Origin of the sequence: Rummeliibacillus sp. SL167 (genome assembly GCF_007896505.1) — a bacterium.
Taxonomy (GTDB): Bacteria; Bacillota; Bacilli; order Bacillales_A; family Planococcaceae; genus Rummeliibacillus; species Rummeliibacillus suwonensis.
The window spans coordinates 2,055,812-2,076,316 of sequence record NZ_VCBM01000001.1; the positions used below are offsets into that span (position 1 = coordinate 2,055,812).

General features: G+C 36.6%; 16 protein-coding genes. 2 read left to right on the forward strand and 14 right to left on the reverse strand.

Annotated features, from left to right (window positions below):
* The 8 genes from FEZ13_RS09280 to uvrB all read right to left on the reverse strand — a co-directional run bounded on the left by FEZ13_RS09280 (position 1) and on the right by uvrB (position 10,964).
* Entirely contained in the window at positions 1–627 is a 627-nt protein-coding gene (locus tag FEZ13_RS09280) for a hypothetical protein (RefSeq protein ID WP_146552384.1), read from the reverse strand.
* Positions 628–813: 186 nt separating this feature from the next.
* Entirely contained in the window at positions 814–996 is a 183-nt protein-coding gene (locus tag FEZ13_RS09285) for a hypothetical protein (protein ID WP_146552385.1), read from the reverse strand.
* 131 nt (positions 997–1,127) lie between these two features.
* A complete protein-coding gene (locus FEZ13_RS09290; RefSeq protein WP_146552386.1) occupies positions 1,128–2,414 on the reverse strand; it encodes a murein hydrolase activator EnvC family protein in 1,287 nt (428 codons plus the stop codon).
* A 77-nt stretch (positions 2,415–2,491) separates the two neighbouring features.
* A complete protein-coding gene (gene ftsX, locus FEZ13_RS09295) occupies positions 2,492–3,376 on the reverse strand; it encodes a permease-like cell division protein FtsX (RefSeq protein ID WP_146552387.1) in 885 nt (294 codons plus the stop codon).
* On the reverse strand, positions 3,366–4,052 hold the full coding sequence (gene ftsE, locus FEZ13_RS09300) for a cell division ATP-binding protein FtsE (RefSeq protein ID WP_146549619.1): 687 nt from the start codon (positions 4,050–4,052) through the stop codon (positions 3,366–3,368). Before ftsE ends, ftsX begins: the two co-directional genes overlap by 11 nt.
* Positions 4,053–4,460: 408 nt before the next feature.
* Positions 4,461–5,678, reverse strand: coding sequence for a DUF4097 family beta strand repeat-containing protein (locus tag FEZ13_RS09305; RefSeq protein ID WP_146552388.1), 1,218 nt, complete (start codon positions 5,676–5,678; stop codon positions 4,461–4,463).
* Positions 5,679–6,111: 433 nt separating this feature from the next.
* The gene (gene uvrA / locus FEZ13_RS09310; protein WP_255473085.1) at positions 6,112–8,979 is read right to left on the reverse strand and encodes an excinuclease ABC subunit UvrA; all 2,868 of its coding nucleotides are present in this window, start codon (positions 8,977–8,979) and stop codon (positions 6,112–6,114) included.
* Between the two features lie 2 nt (positions 8,980–8,981).
* Positions 8,982–10,964, reverse strand: coding sequence for an excinuclease ABC subunit UvrB (uvrB, locus tag FEZ13_RS09315; RefSeq protein WP_146552390.1), 1,983 nt, complete (start codon positions 10,962–10,964; stop codon positions 8,982–8,984).
* A gap of 480 nt (positions 10,965–11,444) precedes the next feature.
* On the opposite strand from uvrB, the gene FEZ13_RS09320 reads away from it, so the two are divergent.
* Positions 11,445–12,017 (forward strand): competence protein ComK, encoded by a 573-nt coding sequence (locus FEZ13_RS09320; protein WP_186725827.1) that lies wholly within the window; start codon positions 11,445–11,447, stop codon positions 12,015–12,017.
* Here the strand turns inward: FEZ13_RS09320 and FEZ13_RS09325 are convergent.
* The 4 genes from FEZ13_RS09325 to FEZ13_RS09340 all read right to left on the reverse strand — a co-directional run bounded on the left by FEZ13_RS09325 (position 11,983) and on the right by FEZ13_RS09340 (position 18,071).
* On the reverse strand, positions 11,983–12,360 hold the full coding sequence (locus tag FEZ13_RS09325; protein WP_146552391.1) for a YhjD family protein: 378 nt from the start codon (positions 12,358–12,360) through the stop codon (positions 11,983–11,985). The two genes, FEZ13_RS09320 and FEZ13_RS09325, sit on opposite strands and share 35 nt — an antisense overlap.
* A 979-nt stretch (positions 12,361–13,339) precedes the next feature.
* Positions 13,340–14,438, reverse strand: a protein-coding gene (gene prfB, locus FEZ13_RS09330; protein WP_146552791.1) for a peptide chain release factor 2 whose coding sequence is annotated in 2 segments (ribosomal slippage) — positions 13,340–14,365 and positions 14,367–14,438 — 1,098 coding nt in all. Because the reading frame shifts where the segments join, the coding sequence is not laid out codon by codon here.
* A gap of 547 nt (positions 14,439–14,985) precedes the next feature.
* Complete coding sequence (gene secA, locus FEZ13_RS09335; protein ID WP_146552392.1) at positions 14,986–17,496, reverse strand: preprotein translocase subunit SecA; 2,511 nt, start codon at positions 17,494–17,496, stop codon at positions 14,986–14,988.
* Positions 17,497–17,657: 161 nt separating this feature from the next.
* Positions 17,658–18,071 (reverse strand): hypothetical protein, encoded by a 414-nt coding sequence (locus tag FEZ13_RS09340; RefSeq protein WP_146552393.1) that lies wholly within the window; start codon positions 18,069–18,071, stop codon positions 17,658–17,660.
* A gap of 169 nt (positions 18,072–18,240) precedes the next feature.
* Between FEZ13_RS09340 and FEZ13_RS09345 the strand changes: the two genes are divergently transcribed.
* Complete coding sequence (locus FEZ13_RS09345) at positions 18,241–19,161, forward strand: LCP family glycopolymer transferase (protein WP_146552394.1); 921 nt, start codon at positions 18,241–18,243, stop codon at positions 19,159–19,161.
* A gap of 204 nt (positions 19,162–19,365) precedes the next feature.
* Here the strand turns inward: FEZ13_RS09345 and hpf are convergent, their stop codons facing one another.
* Both hpf and FEZ13_RS09355 read right to left on the reverse strand, forming a co-directional pair.
* On the reverse strand, positions 19,366–19,926 hold the full coding sequence (gene hpf / locus FEZ13_RS09350; RefSeq protein ID WP_146552395.1) for a ribosome hibernation-promoting factor, HPF/YfiA family: 561 nt from the start codon (positions 19,924–19,926) through the stop codon (positions 19,366–19,368).
* A gap of 100 nt (positions 19,927–20,026) precedes the next feature.
* A complete protein-coding gene (locus FEZ13_RS09355) occupies positions 20,027–20,401 on the reverse strand; it encodes a PilZ domain-containing protein (RefSeq protein WP_186725828.1) in 375 nt (124 codons plus the stop codon).
* Positions 20,402–20,505 lie beyond the last annotated feature (104 nt).

Here is a 20,505-nt window from a genome sequence, read left to right on the forward strand (position 1 = left end):
TTATATCCTCCTAGGTTGCAAAAATATCCTGAATAAGACGAGCAGCAATGTCACCAATACAGATACTTGCCAAATACCCAATGGCTGTAGTGAAGCAATGAACAAATGTGTACAAAAGAATAGAAGTAACAATTGCATATGCCATATAGAACCTGCTTTACCTTTCCAAAATGCTATCAACATCCAACACGAAAAGCTAATGATTGTCAAAGCTTTTTGCCATAATAGAGCATCATTCAAAATAGCCATCCATATTTGATAAAAACTTTGGCTAAGAATACTGGCTAAAAATAAGGATTGTAAATCTTCTTCTATGAAACCTCGTCTTCGTAATTTTTTCCAAAGTGTCAATAGCATATACAACATACCTATTATTAATCCAATCATACCACCATTGAAGTAAAGCATTGTTAACGGATGCTTTATAACTAATGAAAAATCTGTGACAATCACGCTAAATTTCCAAATTAATATAAGCTCAAGCATCGCATCAACAAAAATAGATACAACTTCTTTTTTATATAATATACCTAATATCAGACCAACTATGACAATACTAAGGAGAAAAGAAACCCAAGTTGATGGCATTGTAAGTGATTTGATGTTATACCATTCAGTTATCTGCACTTATTATTCTCCCCCTAGGCGCACCTTATACCCTATACCGTATATTAAATGATTGCATTTTGCAACAAAAACAACTCATTTAAATTTCTATTTTTAATAAAATGAAGCTTCCATCAGTGGTGGCCACTGAAAAAGTCAATGCATCTTCAAAAAAATGATAAAAATAATCTTTTTTAGTTTATAAAATTAAAGAAAAGATGGATTTTTATCAATGAAAATAGAGATTCTATAGTTTTTCAGTGGCCTCCCATCAGTGGGGGGGTTTTCTTCATCCTCCACTGAACTAGAAGAACTTAAGTGAAGAGCGCCACGTCCTGTGGCAACAGCTGAGTGACCAACATCCTGCCCGCCCAAACCAATCGGGCGCATGTGGCAGTTGATCCCCAACCTATCTTTCTCGTTTCTCTCTAAACCTTGAGGTGGGGGTCTTACTGCCCGTTAACACGGGATAAAAAAAGCTATTGAAGATAAACATATCCTATCCTCAATAGCTTCTTTTATTATAATGATATATATCGTAACGGGTTCACTGCACCGACTTGTTGTCCTTGCCATGCCGTTGTATGAATCTCAAAGTGTAGATGGCTCCCATATGCTCGTCCTGTTTGCCCCATATAGCCGATGACTTGTCCCTTTTTTACAACCTGTCCGACTTTTGAATTATATCCACTCAAATGTGCATACACAGTGGTGAATGTATGTCCGTTAATAGAATGAGTAATCATGATAACATTTCCGTATGTAGACAATGGACTTGCTCTAAAAACGACACCATCTGCCGCAGCTACAATGGGGGTTCCCTCTTTATTGGCTAGATCGACACCATAATGGAATTCAGGGCCTGCCCCTATATTGCGCCACCCAAACCCTGATGTTAGTCTGCCATTCGTTGGTTTTGTCCATGTACCGCTTGCGACTTCAGGAATATCGCCCGTTTCGCCTGCATTAGATACGGTAGTAGTTGAATTTCTAGCCGCCTCTGCTTGTTTTCGAGCTACCTCTGCTAATCTAGCCTGTTCTTTTGCAATATCTTTTTCAACTTCTTTGCTAATATTCAGTGCCTCTGAATATTCACTTTCCAATAATTTCTTCTCTGATTTTAGTTTGCTTTGCTCATTTTCTAACTTGTCTATCAGTAGGTTTTTATCTTGTTTTTGAACATCTAATGTCTTTCGCAGCAAATGAAGCTCATCACGATAAAGCTCCTGCTTTTGTAACTTTTCTTCAAGTGTTCCCTTTTGCTCTTCAAGCTTGTTCTGATCTTTTTGTTGCTCTTGTATGATCAATCGGTCTGCTTCCAGCAATGTATTGACCGCAGATACTCGATCGACAAAATCAGCAAAATTCTTAGCCTTTAGGACAACATCGATATAGCTGACTTTTCCACCATTTTCCTGGATAGCCCTTGCACGTTTTTTGAGGAGTTGGTTACGTTCATCTATTTTTTGTTCTAGATCCGTAATAGACGTTTTAAGGATATGGATTTCCGAAGTTGTTGCATCAATCTTCCCTAAAACATTTGAGATTTTCTTATCTGCTTCTAAAATTTTTGTATCGAGCTTGGAAATCTGCTCCATCATGTCATCCATTTTCGATTCATTATTATCAATCTTGTTTGATTTCTCTTGAATATGAGAATTCAACTCAGATTTTTTTTGATCCAATTCTTGTTGCTTATTCTTTAAATCGTTGATAGATTCTGCATTAACTGTGATAGATGGAATAACTAATGTTAGAGCTAATGTTGCGGTAATTACGCTCGTTAAACTACTTCCTTTTTTGTTCAACTAGTGAACCCCCTAATCTCTATCAAATATTCTATTTTCACAAATCATACGAAAGGTAATAACCGAGCAGCCTTTCATTATACTTTCAAAAATTTTCTTACGGACATGAAACTACCCCAAACACCAATTACAACACCCATCAACAAAATCAATAAATCGATTTCGAAGATAAATGGCATAACATCTAAAATTTGAAAAATTTCTCCTTGTAACCTTGGTGCAACTGCTTTGTGTAGCTGAGCATATAATATCGACACAGCTGTCATTGGAATAATTGATCCTAATAAACCTAACCACATACCTTCCAAAACAAATGGAATACGTACAAACCAGTTCGTTGCACCTACTAATTTCATAATCTCTATTTCTTTTCTTCTTGCTGTAATCGTGATTTTAATCGTATTTGAGATTAAGAATGTTGCCGTTAAAAGTAATGCGATAATCAAAACGATTCCTACATTTCTACTAATATTTAAAAAGTGGAATAGTTTTTCAATTTTTCCTTTTCCATAAAGTACTTCATATGTGTTATCTAATGCATCAATTTTTTTCGCTACTTTTGCTGTTTGTTGCGGATTTTCTGCTTTTACATAAAGGACATTGCGTAGCGGATTGCTTTGTTTAAATAAACTTAAATCATCACCAAAATCCTTGATCAAACCGTTTAACTCATGCTCTTTCGAAGAATATTTGATTGATTCGACACCTGTCATACCCTTAATCTGCTGTTGCAATGTTTCTTCAGCTGTTGCATCTGCCTGTAAATCAATGAGCACTTTGATTTCGACGTCATTTTCTAAATCATCGGCCACTTTGTTTAAATTCATCATAATGACCATAAACACACCAACTAATAGTAAAGTGACTGTTACAGCACTAACCGAAGCAAAAGTCATCCATCCATTTCTACCTATTGATTTGACACTTTCTCTGATGTGACGACCCACAGTGCTAAATTTCATAACCGTAGTCACCTCCATGTTCGTCACGAACAATAAGACCGCCCTCAATAGCTATAACTCGACGTCGCATATTATTGACGATCTCTCTATTATGCGTTGCCATAATAATTGTTGTTCCTCTAGCATTGATCTCTTCGAACAACTTCATGATTTCCCAAGAAGTGTCAGGATCCAAGTTACCAGTTGGCTCATCTGCAATAACCACTTTCGGTACATTGATAATAGAGCGTGCAATGGAAACTCGTTGTTGTTCTCCACCTGATAATTCATCTGGGAACATTCTTACTTTGCTCTTCAAACCGACTAAATCTAACACGTCCATTACACGTTTTCGGATTTTTGAAGGGTTTTCTTCAATTACTTCTAATGCAAATGCTACATTTTCATATACATTCAATCTTGGCAATAACTTAAAATCTTGGAAGACAACGCCGATTTGTCTTCTTAAATAAGGCACTTCCTTGTTCTTCAATGTTGATAAATTCATACCATTGACAAAAATCTCCCCAGAAGTTGCTTTTTCCTCACGATACATCATTTTAATAAATGTCGATTTTCCTGCACCGCTAGGTCCAACGATATAGACAAATTCACCTTGGTTAATCTTTATATTAAGTCCATTAATCGCAACTACTCCATTTGGGTATTTCTTGTAGACATTCTTCATTTCTATCATTTTCTGACCACCCATTTTATAGTAAAACATAACCAATTCCATTCAAGCTTATTATATCATTGAACTATTTGTCTATTATTACAGTAATATTTCAAATCAATTTAATATATTTTTTTGTCTTTACTTAGAAGATATTCGATAATTTACAGGAAATTTGTTAAAAAAAGAAAAGAACATACATCTTGTTGGTCCGAACCAATCGGACTTTTATGGGCAGTTGATTCCCATCTATTTTTCTCGTTTCCCTCTATATCTTGAGATTGGGGTCTTACTGCCTGTTAAAGCGGGATAAATGGAACTTAAACAGAAAAAAGTGATTTAAAAGTGTTGCGCACTTTTAAATCACTTTTTAGAAAGCTATATTTCATTGCGATTATTCATCACAGAAAATAATGATCTTCAAATCTTTTATAAATTATATCTAACAACGGCTGAGCCTGTTTTAGTTTCTCCCTCAATGACTAACGTGGCTGTATTTTCAACTTTTTTCGAGAATTGAACAGTTTTTTGTAAAAATTGACTTTGTTCATTTAATCGTTGAACATCCGGTAACCGAACATCCATTTTTCCTAAATTAGATGACACTTCGCCTTGTAATGAGATGGTGCTAGGAATATAAATTTCTACTGCGCCAGCAACAGTTTGTGCTTTAACACTTCTAGCCTCTTCAGAAGTTGTCGTCACAATAACGTGACCGTTGACAGAATCTGCTTCAATTTCTCCTATCTTTCCGTCAATAAAAATACGACCATTCACTGTTTCCGCCTCTATCTCTTCTCCAGTAGCATCTCTAACTTCAATAGCCCCATTTGCCGTTTCTAGATCCAATCTTCTAAAGTTAAAAGATTTACAACTAATTCCACCATTCAATGTTTTGACCTTCAACTTTTCTAAATCAATATTATGAATAGTGAAACCGCCATTAAATTGATGAATCGTTGCCGTACTATATTGCTTTTCTGGAATATATAAAGTAACGTCAACACGAATTTTCTTGGTTGTACTAATGACACGTAACGTTCCATTATCATTCTTACAAATAAATTGCTCTTGGAATTCCTTCTCCATATTATCACTTAATTTTACAAAAGAAGGTCTTACACGATAGACGGCTTTTGCTGCTCCATCAAGTGATGGTTTTATATCAATACTGCCGTTTGGAATATCAATGCTAATATTGGTGAAGTCTGTAGAATCAATGATTTCTTCTTTTTCAAAAGTAGTGGGTTCTACAAATGTCTTGTCAAAATCAAAATCTTTTATTTTTGAAAAAGTCGTATTGACCAAATCGACAAATTTAGTACTAAATTGCGTAAAATCCTTTTTCAAGTCTTCAAAAAAGGTTTCATCAATTTTCGAAGATTGATTTTTTTCAAACGATTGTCCTTGTTGCCCTGTAGATGAATCAGATGAATCCCCTTTTGTATGCGAATCTGATGGAGTATCATGATATGACGGAGATTGTTCAGTTGTTGATTGTGAGTCTGTAACATTTGTATCCTGCGCTTGACGATCCACTGCTTGTGTTGAGGGTTGTTCTAGCTTCTCTAATAATACTAGTGCCTCTTGTGCTGAAATGGTGCCTTTTTCAACTAAGTCTAAAATACGTTTACGTTCATCTTGCATCCAAATGGCCTCCTTGTTCGTATTACTAATAGTTACGAAATTACCTAGAAAAAAGTTTCATACTATCTTGCAAAATCCAATCACGAGCTTTTTTAAAGCAACCCTGTCAATGGCTTTATCATTAATTATCCAAGGAAATTCTCGCGTTGTTCAAACATCCAAATCCAAACTTCTCACTGTGGAGCCTTCTCTTTACAACTGGATGTAATTGAATCAATCAGGCTTTTTCAGACAGTGGATTCCCTTCTACATCTCGATGTAATTGGCAGTGGGCTATGTTCATGCAAGGATAGACTACTGCTGATATACTCTCCATTAAAAACAACAAAAATTGCCTCTAGCTTGAATGATTGTTAATCATCCTTGCAATATTTAACATTTTGCGGTTATGTTGCTCCGTTGTTTATCGCATTCAAAATAGTCGCATATACGACTATTTTTGGGCGCTTAGCACTGCCTCTTCTATGCGGCTACGATCTCGTTGTAAAATTTTCTTTAAATAAACGCCGGTGTAAGAGCCTTCCGTTTCAGCTACCTGCTCTGGTGTTCCCTTTGCAATAACAGTCCCACCTTTATCTCCACCTTCGGGTCCCATATCAATAATATAGTCTACTGTTTTAATGACATCTAAGTTATGTTCAATAACCAATACCGTATCGCCATTGTCAACTAAACGTTGTAAAACTTTTAATAGACGAGCAATGTCTTCTGTATGAAGTCCTGTAGTCGGTTCATCTAAAATATAAATAGATTTTCCATTAGAACGCTTATGCAACTCTGAAGCCAATTTTACACGTTGCGCTTCACCACCGGATAATGTGGTAGCAGGTTGCCCCAATTTAATGTATCCCAAACCTACATCTACAATCGTTTGTAATTTACGAGCGATCTTCGGAATATTTTTGAAGAATTCTAATGCATCTTCAACAGTCATTTCTAGCACATCAGAGATGCTCTTATCTTTGTATTTTACTTCTAAAGTTTCTCGATTATATCGTTTGCCATGACATACTTCACATGGTACGTAAACATCCGGTAAAAAATGCATTTCAATTTTAATAATACCGTCTCCACGGCATGCCTCACATCGGCCACCCTTAACATTAAAACTGAAACGTCCTTTTTTATAGCCACGTACTTTTGCTTCATTCGTTACGGCAAAAACATCACGTATATCATCAAATACACCTGTATATGTGGCTGGATTAGAGCGTGGGGTACGGCCGATTGGTGATTGGTCTACATCAATTACTTTTTCTAATTGGTCGATTCCTTCAATATCCTTCACTTCTCCAGGCTTTATTTTTGCACCATTTAGCTTTTGAGCTAATGTTTTGTAAAGTACTTCATTGACTAATGTACTTTTTCCGGATCCAGAAACACCAGTAACTGCAATAAACACACCTAATGGAAGATCTACTTTTACATTCTTTAAGTTGTTTTCCTTGGCGCCTTTAATCTTCAAGTAACGACCATCTGGTTTTCTTCGTTCTAATGGCAGAGGAATAAATTTTTTGCCACTTAAATATTGACCAGTCAATGATTTTTTATTTTTCATCACTTGTTGTGGTGTACCAGCTGCAACAATTTCACCGCCATGTACGCCAGCTCCTGGACCAACATCGATTAAATAATCTGCCGCAAGCATCGTATCTTCATCATGCTCGACGACAATTAAAGTGTTTCCCAAGTCGCGCATACTTTGTAATGTTGCAATCAATCTATCATTATCACGTTGATGCAAACCGATGGAAGGTTCATCTAAAATATAAAGAACTCCTGTTAAACGTGAGCCGATTTGAGTTGCAAGACGAATTCGTTGTGCTTCACCACCAGAAAGAGTTCCCGCTGAACGATTTAATGTCAAATAATCTAACCCCACATTGATTAAAAAGCTAAGGCGTTCTCGGATCTCTCTTAAAATTAGGTGTGCAATCTGCATATCCTTTTCAGACAACTTTAGTTCGCTGAAAAATGTGTAAGCCTCTTTGATTGATAATTCCGTCACTTCACCAATATGTCTACCTGCAATTTTCACTGCTAATGTTTCTTTCTTTAAACGATGCCCATGACAAGATGGACAAGGTTGCTGTGCCATATACTTTTCCATTTGTTCACGAATATAATCGGAAGATGTCTCTTTATAACGACGTTCTACATTGTGCAAAACACCTTCAAATTGAATATCCTGATCGCGGATATTTCCAAAATCATTTTCATAGTGGAAATGGATATAATCTTCCCCTGATCCATATAAAATTTTATCCATTTGATCCTTTGGTATTTCTTTTAGAGGTATATCCATATCAATTCCATAATGATTGCAAACAGCTTTTAACAATTGTGGATAGAATTGTGAACTTGTAGGAATCCAAGGCACAATTGCACCTTCGTTTAATGTCACATCCCAATTTGGAATAACAAGCGTCTTATCTACTTCAAGTTTCGTACCAAGACCATCACATTCAGGGCATGCTCCAAATGGACTGTTAAATGAAAACATACGAGGCTCTAACTCTTCAATCGAAAATCCACAAATGGGGCAAGCATGATGCTCGCTGAATAGTAACTCTTCAATCCCCATTACATCGACCATAACACGACCATCCGCTAATTTTAATGCCGTTTCTAATGAATCGCTTAAACGTGAATCTATTCCTTCTTTTAATACAATACGATCAATGACTACTTCAATATTATGCTTTTTGTTTTTTTCTAATTCGATATGATCATCTAAATCGCGAAGTTCTCCATCTATTCGTGCACGTACATAGCCTTGTTTTTTTAAATCCTCTAATAATTTTACATGTGTTCCCTTTCTTCCTGATACCATAGGCGCTAATAATTGCAATTTCGTTCTTTCTGGATATTGTACGATTCGATCAACCATTTGTTCAATCGTTTGTGAAGTGATCTCAATACCATGTTCCGGGCAAATGGGTTTCCCCACACGCGCAAATAATAAACGTAAATAATCATAGATTTCCGTCACGGTCCCTACTGTTGAACGAGGGTTTCGGCTCGTCGTTTTTTGGTCAATAGAAATCGCCGGTGACAACCCTTCAATCGCATCTACATCCGGTTTATCCATCTGTCCTAAAAATTGTCGTGCATAGGCAGATAAGGATTCTACATAACGTCTTTGCCCTTCTGCATAAATCGTATCGAATGCAAGTGATGATTTTCCAGAACCTGAAAGCCCAGTCATGACAACTAATTGGTCTCGCGGAATTTTCACATTGATGTTTTTTAAATTATTTGCTCGTGCACCTTGTACAATGATTTCTTGATTTTTCAACATTCTCATCCTTCCGCTTTCAATTCTAAAATCGTATCCCGAAGTTCAGCTGCACGCTCGAAATCGAGTGCTTTTGCCGCTTCTTTCATTTCTTTTTCTAATGATTCTAGTAATGTTGTCTTTTCAGCTTTCGTTAACTTTTTACCATTTGTTGCTTTCGTTAAGTATGATTCTGATTTTTCTGCCGCCTGTGTTGCACGAATGACATCCCGAATTTCCTTTTGAATGGTTTTCGGTATAATATGATTTTTCTCATTATAGGCCATCTGAATAGTACGTCGGCGATTGGTTTCCTCAATCGCTTTTCTCATGGAGTCTGTTATTTGATCAGCATACATAATAACATGTCCATTCGCATTACGAGCAGCACGTCCAATTGTTTGGATAAGGGAACGTTCTGAACGTAAGAAACCCTCTTTATCTGCATCTAAAATGGTTACCAATGAAACCTCTGGAATATCTAAACCTTCACGCAACAAGTTAATGCCCACTAAAACATCATAAGTGCCGAGTCGTAATTCACGAATGATTTCAATTCGTTCCAATGTTTTGATTTCGGAATGTAAATATTGAACTTTGATGCCCATTTCTTTTAAATAATCCGTTAAATCCTCTGACATTTTTTTCGTTAATGTAGTGACGAGTACCCGTTCATTTCGTTCAACACGTTGTTGAATTTCATCGATCAGATTGTCAATTTGTCCTTCAATCGGACGTACTTCAATCTCTGGATCCAGTAGACCCGTTGGACGAATGATCTGCTCAACTGTTTCAGGCGTATGTTCTAACTCATAAGGTCCTGGTGTTGCCGATACATAAATGGCATTATGAATATGTTTTTCAAATTCCTCAAATCTTAATGGCCGATTATCCAATGCTGAGGGTAAACGGAATCCATGATCTACTAATACATTTTTCCGCGCCTGGTCGCCATTGTACATCCCTCGAATTTGCGGTAATGTAACATGGCTTTCATCGATAACTAATAAAAAATCCTCAGGGAAATAATCTAGTAATGTATAGGGGGTTACTCCTGGCTCTCGCAATGTTAAATGACGTGAATAGTTTTCAATTCCTGAACAAAAACCCATTTCACGCATCATTTCCAAATCATAATTTGTTCTTTGCTCTAATCGTTGGGCTTCCAATAATTTATCTTCTGCGCGTAGTTTTGCTAATCGATTTTTTAATTCATCTTCTATATTTTCAATGGCTTTTACTAATTTCTCTTCACGTGTAACGAAGTGGGAAGCTGGGAAGATAGCGATATGTTCACGATCGCCTAATACTTCACCAGTCAGTGCATCGATTTCACGAATTCGATCGACTTCATCTCCAAAAAACTCAATTCGGATACATCGTTCATCGCGAGAAGCTGGGAAAATCTCAACTACATCTCCTCGAACTCTAAACTTACCACGAGTAAAGTTGATATCATTTCGTTCGTATTGAATATCTACTAATTTTCGTAATAATTGATTTCTTTCAATTTCCATGCCTGTTCGAATAGAAACGACCATTTCTCGATATTCTTCCGGATTACCTAAACCATAAATACAAGAAACGGATGCAATAATAATGACATCTTCTCTTTCAAACAATGACGATGTAGCAGAATGTCTAAGCTTATCAATTTCATCATTAATACTAGCATCTTTTTCAATGTACGTATCTGTTTGTGGCACATACGCTTCTGGTTGGTAGTAATCATAATAACTGACAAAATACTCTACCGCATTATTGGGAAAAAACTCTTTAAATTCACTGTATAACTGTCCCGCAAGTGTCTTGTTATGTGCGATGACAAGAGTTGGCTTTTTCACTTCTTTTATGACATTCGAAATAGTGAAAGTTTTCCCTGTTCCCGTTGCTCCAAGTAGCGTTTGGTGCTTTTTACCCTGTTGCACACCTTCCACAAGTTGACGAATGGCAGTTGGTTGGTCTCCACTTGGTTTATAGTTCGAATGCAAATCAAATTCTTGCCCCATATTTTCTTCCTCCTCGCACGTTACCATCTAATGGCTATATTTTAACATAGCTGTTACCAAATATCGAGAAAATAACGAACATATGTTTTAGCGTTATACAACTTTCTTACTTGAATCACTTTAATTATCCAAAAACAGGAATATAGGTTATTTCAATATTTATTTTTGATTTATTTTTGGCAAAGTTTTGCGAAAAAACAAATAAAAAACAGTTTATTTAGAACTTTTCGCTCCAATCAAACTATTCATTTGGTTCAGATAAACCGTCCTTTTTACCAATTAAATGATTACTTTTGTCATTTTTGTGTGCCAAATACTGTTTGATAGTATAGGAAAAACATCAAGAATTTGCAAACTTTTTATTTTCTCATCATATTTTCAGTTGAAAGCTGGTGATATCATATACAATTCATATTCGATTAATGGCCATTACCTATTTCTTTGGCAAAAGATATAAGAATCTCAAAGGAGGAAAGTATGATGGAATACGAAATCGTTAATCTTTATGATTTTTGTTTAACACCGAATATTTGCATGCTGAAACCAATTGTTTTGGATGGTCATAACTATTCGCTCATTTTAGAATTAGAAAAAACATATGTGGTACCCTGCACAATAATCCGTTTAATGAATCGGATTTGTGCATCTTTAGGAACTAAATTAGATGCTACTTTAGAATATTCCAACAGCATTTTCAAAAATGTTCATCTCAAAAATAGTAGAGAGGAAAATATGATTAAACTCCCTATTGTTTTATCGCTTATTAACCAATTTTATATTTTCTTTCCTACAGCTTCTCCTAAAAAGAAGCACAATTCATGGATCTTATGGCAAAATTTCAGAGGGCATTCTATCATTGGTGATCACGACGGTATCGGTCTGCATTTTAAGAACGATGTCTACACGGAAGAACAGATTAGTTTTGTCACTCTTTCGAGACAGCAATACTATGCGTCCATTTTATATTTTCGTCATATGGATGATATACTGCGGAAACATCATCCACTCGAATTACTATTTACTGCTCGCACTGACTTATTTCTTGCGCCTTAGTTAAATAATAGGACAATAATTCTTCTACATGGTTACGCAAACGGATATTCGAATAACGGCGTGAATCTTGTACACGCTGGTGTATAAAAATATATTCTGAAAACAGGTCATCTCGTTCCCCACGTAATACTTGTAGTTGATTTTTTCGCAAATAGCGTTTCGTATTCGCAAGTTCCTTTTGAACATATTGGATCGTCTGCTCAACTAATTTTAAATAGGGCTGTTTCAATTTAAAGGTTCCTTGTTCAAACGCTTGATAGTCTCTTTGGAGAATCTGCAAAACCATTGGTAAGTAAATAACCTGTTCTAGCATTTGGATTGCTTCTTTTGATAATTTTAACATCATTCCACCTCCAAATAAAGAACAAATGTTCTATTTTATATTTTACAACGATCCTAAATTTTTGACAAGTTAAAAAGAAACAGATGTTCTTAATTGAAGTTCTGCATTAAAGTAAGTTGATGATTCAATTTTCTCCACAAGATATTGTGTATTCGTTGATTTCCGCTATGGCTTGCTCTCTTTCCTGCGGGCGGAACGTTGAGCTTCCTTAGCAAAGCTGAGGTATCTCAACTGTTCGTTCGTGGGATTATTTGCTCTTTCTGGGGATTTATTCGCTCTCCGGGGATTTATTCGCTCTCTCGGAAAGGATATTTGCTCTTTCCGAAGATTTATTTGCTCTCTGGGGATTTATTCGCTCTCCGGGGATTTATTCGCTCTTTCGGGAACTTTATTCGCTCTCTCGGAAAGGATATTTGCTCTTTCCGCAGGACATTGAATCGTCTTCACCGAGTAAGCACCGTTCGAAGAAAACAGGTTAGCCGTAACAAGGATCAGTATAAATGGAGCTAAAAATACGTGTTTTTTTAGAATTATGCTTAATTTATCATCTGTTTTTTCCTAATCAGCACGCCTGTCAGCTGTAAGAAGATGTCATCCGCATTTATCCGCACGCAAAGTAAAAAAGTACAATTCAAATTGAGGTGAAATCTTAAAAGATAGATTTTCCGACCTAACTTTTGGAATTCACATCACTGAATTGTACTTTTTGTTTATTTGATTGTCGATTTCTACTATCAGCAAAATTTATTTTCTTTATCTCTTATTGTATGTTAGCCAAACCAATTAGGCTTTTACAGACAGTCTCTCCCTCAACTACTGATGGGGGCAACATTTTGCTTTTTTCTTTCTTCTTCCTTTTACAGACAGTCTCTCCCTCAACTACCCTCTAGCTTATACTTGATTATTGATGTTGGGGACTTACTGTCTGTTAATATAGATCAGAGAAAGTTATGAAATATGAGCCTTCTTCATTTTTACATTACAATTGTGAGCGCAAGTAAGCGTTGATGAATTGGTCAATGTCTCCATCCATAACCGCTTGGACATTTCCAGTTTCGGTATTAGTGCGATGATCCTTAACCATCGAATATGGGTGAAATACATAGGAGCGGATTTGACTACTCCAACCGATTTCTTTTTGTTCACCACGAATATCATCCAACTGAGCTTGTTGTTCTTCTACTTTTAATTGATATAATTTTGCTTGTAACATGCTCATCGCTTTTTCACGGTTTTTAATTTGTGAACGTTCTGCTTGGCATGCCACTACAACACCTGTTGGTAAATGGTGAATGCGGACCGCTGACTCAGTTTTATTGATATGCTGTCCACCAGCACCTGTTGAACGATACGTATCGACTTTTAAATCCTCTGGGCGAATTTCAACAGCGATCTCATCTGTGAATTCAGGCATCACATCACAAGAAACGAAAGATGTATGGCGACGTCCTGCCGCGTCGAATGGGGATATGCGAACTAACCGATGAACACCTTTTTCTGCTTTTAAATAGCCATATGCATTATGCCCTCTAATCGCAAGCGTTACAGATTTTAGACCTGCTTCATCCCCTGGTAAATAATCCAATGTTTCCACTTTAAAATCATGTTTTTCAGCCCAACGTGTGTACATGCGTAAAAGCATAGAACCCCAGTCTTGTGATTCCGTACCACCTGCACCTGGGTGTAATTCTAAAATAGCATTATTTTGGTCATATGGGTCACTTAAAAGTAATTGCAATTCAAACTCTGCTGTACGATTGGTGAATTCTTCCAACTCATCTCCAAGCTCTTTTTGCAAGCTTTCATCAGGTTCTTCTTTTAATAGTTCCAATGTCATTTCAAGATTTTCCTGTGTTTCAACTAATGCATAAAATTCGTTGACAATATCTTTTAAACCCTTTGATTCATTAATGATTTTTTGAGCATTGTTTTGATCATCCCAGAAAGAAGGATCAAGCATCAACTCGTCTAACTCTTGGATACGAGCCTCTTTGTTTTCTAAGTCAAAGAGACCCCCTAAAGTCTGCTAATTTCTTAGCCGTATTATCTAACTCATTTCGAACATCTGATAATTCGATCATTTTTATTCCTCCAAAATTATTCTTGATAGGTTCCGATAAATTTCATATTTCATTATTCTACAGAAGGAGACGACTTCTGCCACAAATTAAGTATGAACATTTGCGATAAATATCGTACTTAAAAAAACATATCCCTGTATAATTAGAGCCCTTCCTACAAAGTAAGGCTTTATGCAGTAAGTATTTCCCATTTTCTACTGTATATGAGTTGAATCAATCAGACTTTTGCAGTTAATTGATTCCTCAATGAGAAACTCTATTATTTATGCTTTTCGCATCCTCAATGCTTTTGTAGTTAATCGATTCCACAATGAGTCTCTGTCTTTCTCTACAGAAAAAATTTATATAGATTGGCAACAATCGTTCATTGCTTATAAAAATTCACTTAGATTTCAAGGTGAGGGCTTACTGCTCGTTATGCGGGATAAAACTACAAAGGAGTTGTCCAAAAATCACATTGGACAGCCCCCTTGTCAGTTACACTTGAAGATACTGAAAATGATAGAGACAAATTGACTTTTTCAGTATCCTCTCTATACCCCATCTAGTGACCAGCACCATGACAGTTTTTATATTTTTTACCGCTACCACAAGGACATAAGTCATTACGACCAATGTTTTGTTTTTTACGAATTGGTTTACGTTTAGGCGTATTTTCATCAACCTTTGGATTGACAGCTTCACCTTTTGCTACTTCTTCACGTTCTAAGTTGCTGCGAATTTCAGCTTTCATTGCATATTTCGCAACATCGGCACGAATGGCATCCACCATGGCTTCAAACATAGAAAAACCTTCTGCTTGGTATTCACGAAGAGGATCTGTTTGTGCATATGCACGTAAATGAATTCCTTGACGTAATTGATCCATCGCATCAATGTGGTCAATCCATTTAGAATCGATAGAACGAAGTAAAATAACTTTTTCAAATTCACGCATACGTTCTGGGGAAAGCTCTTCTTCTTTGCGATCATATTCTTTTTTCACTTCAGCACGAAGGAATTCAATGATATCTTCTGGAGATTTACCAGCGAGATTTTCGGCAGTTACCATTCCTTCAGGAAGTAAGTTAGCAGCTACAAAATTGGCTAGCCCTGTTAAATTCCAGTCATTCGCATTTTCTTCAGCAGTGTAGGAATGGACAGCATTCACTAAAACCTCGTCAATCATAGATTCCACTAAACCGCGCATATTTTCTGTTTCTAAAACTTCATAACGTTCTTTATAAATGATTTCGCGTTGTTGGCGCAATACATCATCATATTGCAGTAAACGTTTACGTGCATCGAAGTTATTCCCTTCAACACGTTTTTGTGCGGATTCTACAGCTCTTGAAACCATTTTAGATTGAATTGGTTGAGAATCATCCATCCCCAATTTCGTCATCATGTTCTTCATGCTTTCAGAACCGAAACGTTTCATCAATTCATCTTCTAGCGAAAGATAAAATTGCGTAACACCAGGGTCCCCTTGACGACCAGAACGACCACGTAATTGGTTATCGATACGACGAGATTCATGGCGTTCAGTGCCCACTACCGCTAAACCGCCTAATTCTTGAACACCTTCACCTAATTTGATATCCGTACCACGACCAGCCATATTTGTGGCGATGGTAACTGAACCTTTTTGCCCTGCTTCTGCTACAATTTCAGCTTCACGTTCATGATTTTTTGCATTTAAAACATTATGAGGAATGTTACGTTTAGATAATAAATGTGAGATTAACTCTGATGTTTCAATAGCAACCGTACCAACTAGAACAGGTTGTCCTTTTTTATGACGTTCTGCGATATCATTGGCAACAGCTTCAAATTTACCTTGCATCGTTGCATAGATTAAATCTGGGCGGTCTTCACGAGCAATAGGCTTATTCGTCGGAATGACCACGACATACATATTATAAATATTGCGGAACTCTTCTTCTTCTGTTTTCGCTGTACCTGTCATACCAGCTAATTTTTCGTACATACGGAAATAGTTTTGGAATGTGATGGTCGCCATTGTCATCGACTCATTTTGAATTTCCACGCCTTCTTTTGCTTCAATCGCTTGGTGAAGTCCTTCTGAATAACGACGTCCTTGCATAATACGACCTGTGAATGAATCAACGATTAAGATTTCCCCATCCTGTACAACATAATCTACATCTTTATGCATACTTGCATGTGCTTTTAAAGATTGATTAATCGCATGGTTTAACTCGACATGAGTCAACTCAAACAAGTTATCAATATTGAATGCTCTTTCAGCCTTTTCAATCCCTTGTTCCGTTAACGTAACGCCTTTTGTTTCAACATCGTAGTTATAATCTTCATCTTGCTTTAGCGTACGTACAAATGCGTTGGATTGTTTATAGAGGGCCGCTGATTTATTGGCTTGTCCAGAAATGATCAATGGCGTACGCGCTTCATCGATCAAAATGGAGTCAACTTCATCGATAACGGCAAAGTAAAGAGGACGTTGAACTCGTTCTTCTTTATAAAGAACCATATTGTCACGCAAATAGTCAAAACCTAATTCGTTATTCGTACTATAAGTAATATCACATGCATAAGCTTGACGTTTTTCATCTTTGGACATACTATTTAAGTTCAAACCAACTGTTAATCCTAAAAACTCATATAATGGGCGCATCGTTTCAGCATCACGACTAGCCAAATATTCATTGACAGTTACAACGTGAACACCCTTGTGAGTAAGTGCGTTTAGATAAACAGGTAAAGTGGATGTTAACGTCTTACCTTCACCAGTTTTCATCTCTGCTATATTACCTTCATGTAGGGTAGCGCCCCCCATGATTTGTACATAGTATGGATACATGCCTAACACACGTCTTGACGCCTCGCGAACAACTGCGAAAGCTTCAGGACGAATACTATCCAAATCTTCTCCTTCAGAGTAGCGTTGATAAAATTCTTCCGTTTTTGCTTTTAGCTGTTCATCAGTAAGCTTTTCCATATCTTGAGCGAATGCTTCAACAGTATTTGCAACTTTTTCTAAATGTTTAAGTTCTTTTTTATTTGGATCAAAAATTTTATTCAATAAGCTGGGCATTGATTTTCACATCCTATATAGTCTCAACCCTCATTTTAACACTGTGTAACGATCTGGTGCAAATGAACGATGAATATATTTTATTTCTTCTTCTTGGAGAGGTGTCAATCTTTCGGAAATTGGTTTTATTTCTGAGGATTGGGGTGCTTATTTTTCATGGATTAGACTGGTTTTTTTGTGGATTGGAGGGTTTGTTCGTTGGAGTGGGACGGCTTTTTCATGGATGTGGTCCCTTCTTCCGTGGATGGGACCCTTTCTTCCGTGGATTGGGGCTCTTCTTCCGTGGATTGGGGCTCTCCTTCCGTGGATGGAACCTTCTTCCGTGGATTGGGTCCCTTCTTCCGTGGATGGAGTCTCTCCTTTCGTGGATTGGGGCTCTTCTTCCGTGGATGGAGTCCCTTCTTCCGTGGATTGGACCTTCTTCCGTGGATTGGGGCTCTCCTTTCGTGGATTGGACCTCTTCTTCCGTGGATTGGACCTTCTTCCGTGGATTGGGGCTCTCCTTTCGTGGATTGGACCCTTTCTTCCGTGGATTGGGGCTCTTCTTCCGTGGATGGAACTCGCTTCTCCTCCATGAGTGATTCTCTATTTTTATGGAGCGAAAGTCTCTTGTTTTTTCTCCCCATTTTTATCAATAAAAATATTTTGATGATATTGCATAGATCATTGGCTGAGGTCGTAAATATAAGTAATTTAATGATGTTGATAAAATATCTTAGTACTAGAAACTAGGAGGTCTTATTTTTGAAAATACGTAGGTTATTCAAATGGGGAAGCCTTATCATCATCGTTGTCCTTATTGCAATAGGCATCCTAGCTTATACTATTTATCATAATGTAGCAGCTACTTTTGAAGAAATTCATACCCCCTTAAAGAGGACTTCAGCAATAGAAAGAACTGAACCCGTAAAATTAGCAGAACAACAACCATTTTCCATCTTACTTCTTGGCGTAGATGAACGAAAAAGTGACGTCGGTCGCTCGGATACAATGATTGTCTTGTCTGTGAATCCACAAAAGAACAATACACTAATGATCAGTATTCCACGTGATACGTATACGCAAATTGTTGGCAAAAATATAAAAGATAAAATCAATCATGCCTATGCCTTTGGGGGGATTGAAATGACAATGAGTTCGGTCGAAAACTTATTGAATATCCCGATCGACTATGTAGCGAAAGTGAATATGGAAGGATTCGAACAGATTATCGATACAATTGGAGGAGTAAAAGTCCAAAACGCAATGGCTTTTCAAGAAGGAGATTATCATTTTAAAAAAGGGATGATCACGTTAGATGGAGCAGCTGCGTTAGAATATGTGCGTATGCGTAAAGAAGATCCAGAAGGGGACTTTGGAAGACAAAATCGTCAAAAACAAGTGATTCAATCCATTATCGAAGAAGGAACGTCATTCAAAACCATATTGAAATACCAAAATATATTCGATATTCTTGGCAAAAATATTTCAACAAACCTCACATTTGACCAACTAATAGAATTACAGCAAAACTATCGGCCATCTTTTAGTAACATCCAACAAATTTATTTTGAAAAAGGGCAAGGATCGACTGTTAATGGAATTTGGTATTACATCATGGATAAAGGAGAATTAGCTCAAGTTTCCGACACACTAAAAGAGCATCTAGAGATTCCTTCCAGATAAAGTAAAGATTCAGATAATAGGATTTTTTAACATTGTGTATGAGCTGAACTAACCGTTTTTACAAGCAGTAAGCTCACCACTACTTATTTCTTGGCGTGAGGAAATCATAACACCTGTGAATGCAAGAACTTTTCTGTAAATGAAAACCCAGCTGATTTAACAGCTGGGTTTTATATAAGTAACAGATAAAAGTTACACATGAACTTAGTTTGTTTCGATTAGACCATATTTACCATCTTTTCGTTTATAAACAATATTAGTGGCATCAGACTTTGCATCTGTGAAAATATAAAAATCATGTCCAAGAAGATTCATTTGCAGAATAGCTTCTTCTTGATCCATTGGTTTTAATGAAAATTGTTTTGTACGAACAATTGAGAAATCATCTTCTGACTCTGCCACTTTGGTTGCTGACTTTTCAGATTGAACATTTGCGAAATATAAACCTACACCCTCACGATCACGGAATTTTCGGTTCACTTTCGTTTTATGTTTACGAATTTGACGTTCCAATTTAGCAGTTATCAAATCAACGGCTGCATACATATCACTATTACGCTCTTCAGCTCGTAAAGTTAAATTTTTCATTGGAATCGTTACTTCCACTTTTGTCCTTTTATCATTGTAAACCTTTAAATTCACATTAGCAGTTGCATCTAAATCATTATTGAAATAGCGTTCTAATTTTTGAATTTTAGATTCAACATACTTGCGAATTGCTGGAGTTACCTCAATGTTTTCACCACGAATGTTAAATGTTAGCATGTAAACTCCTCCTTTATTCAACCATATATACATATTCTACATTTCCCTAAAAACTCCTTCTTAAAACATAAAAATTTTTTATATTTTTAACCAAAGATTTTCACGAATTTTGTCTTTTTTCCTCAAAAACCTCTTTCTTTCGACGCAATTTTAGCTCCGAAATAATCAATTCTTGATGTTCTTCTACGTTATCCATATCAATACCATAATAATATCCATCACCAGAAGTTTTCTTCCAACGAACATCGCCTTTTACATTGATTGGTTTTGAATAGAGTATAAATGACAAATCTAATTCAAGTGTCCTTCTCTCATATTGAAGATTCTCCTCTGTAAACAGCTTAAGACCACTTGGACTGATGTCGACGATTTTCCCTTTCTGATAGGTGGTCCTTCCATCCTTTTGGATAGTATAGGTAACTGGTACCTCATGAATTAATACATGTCGAAACGATTCTTTACGGCGATATTCCACTGAAAACACCATCCTGCCTAAATTATGTATATATATATAAACGGTTTCTTATCCATTATCGGTTTTTCGAAGCAAATATTTAGTAATTTTATAAGATTGGAACC

Coding starts and splice junctions, on each gene's coding strand:
- FEZ13_RS09285 (WP_146552385.1), bottom strand. CDS start 996: ATGCGCCCGATTGGTTTGGGCGGGCAGGATGTTGGTCACTCAGCTGTT.
- ftsX (WP_146552387.1), bottom strand. CDS start 3,376: ATGAAATTTAGCACTGTGGGTCGTCACATCAGAGAAAGTGTCAAATCA.
- ftsE (WP_146549619.1), bottom strand. CDS start 4,052: ATGATAGAAATGAAGAATGTCTACAAGAAATACCCAAATGGAGTAGTT.
- FEZ13_RS09305 (WP_146552388.1), bottom strand. CDS start 5,678: ATGCAAGATGAACGTAAACGTATTTTAGACTTAGTTGAAAAAGGCACC.
- uvrA (WP_255473085.1), bottom strand. CDS start 8,979: ATGTTGAAAAATCAAGAAATCATTGTACAAGGTGCACGAGCAAATAAT.
- uvrB (WP_146552390.1), bottom strand. CDS start 10,964: ATGGGGCAAGAATTTGATTTGCATTCGAACTATAAACCAAGTGGAGAC.
- FEZ13_RS09320 (WP_186725827.1), top strand. CDS start 11,445: ATGGAATACGAAATCGTTAATCTTTATGATTTTTGTTTAACACCGAAT.
- FEZ13_RS09325 (WP_146552391.1), bottom strand. CDS start 12,360: ATGTTAAAATTATCAAAAGAAGCAATCCAAATGCTAGAACAGGTTATT.
- secA (WP_146552392.1), bottom strand. CDS start 17,496: ATGCCCAGCTTATTGAATAAAATTTTTGATCCAAATAAAAAAGAACTT.
- FEZ13_RS09340 (WP_146552393.1), bottom strand. CDS start 18,071: ATGGAGGAGAAGCGAGTTCCATCCACGGAAGAAGAGCCCCAATCCACG.
- hpf (WP_146552395.1), bottom strand. CDS start 19,926: ATGCTAACATTTAACATTCGTGGTGAAAACATTGAGGTAACTCCAGCA.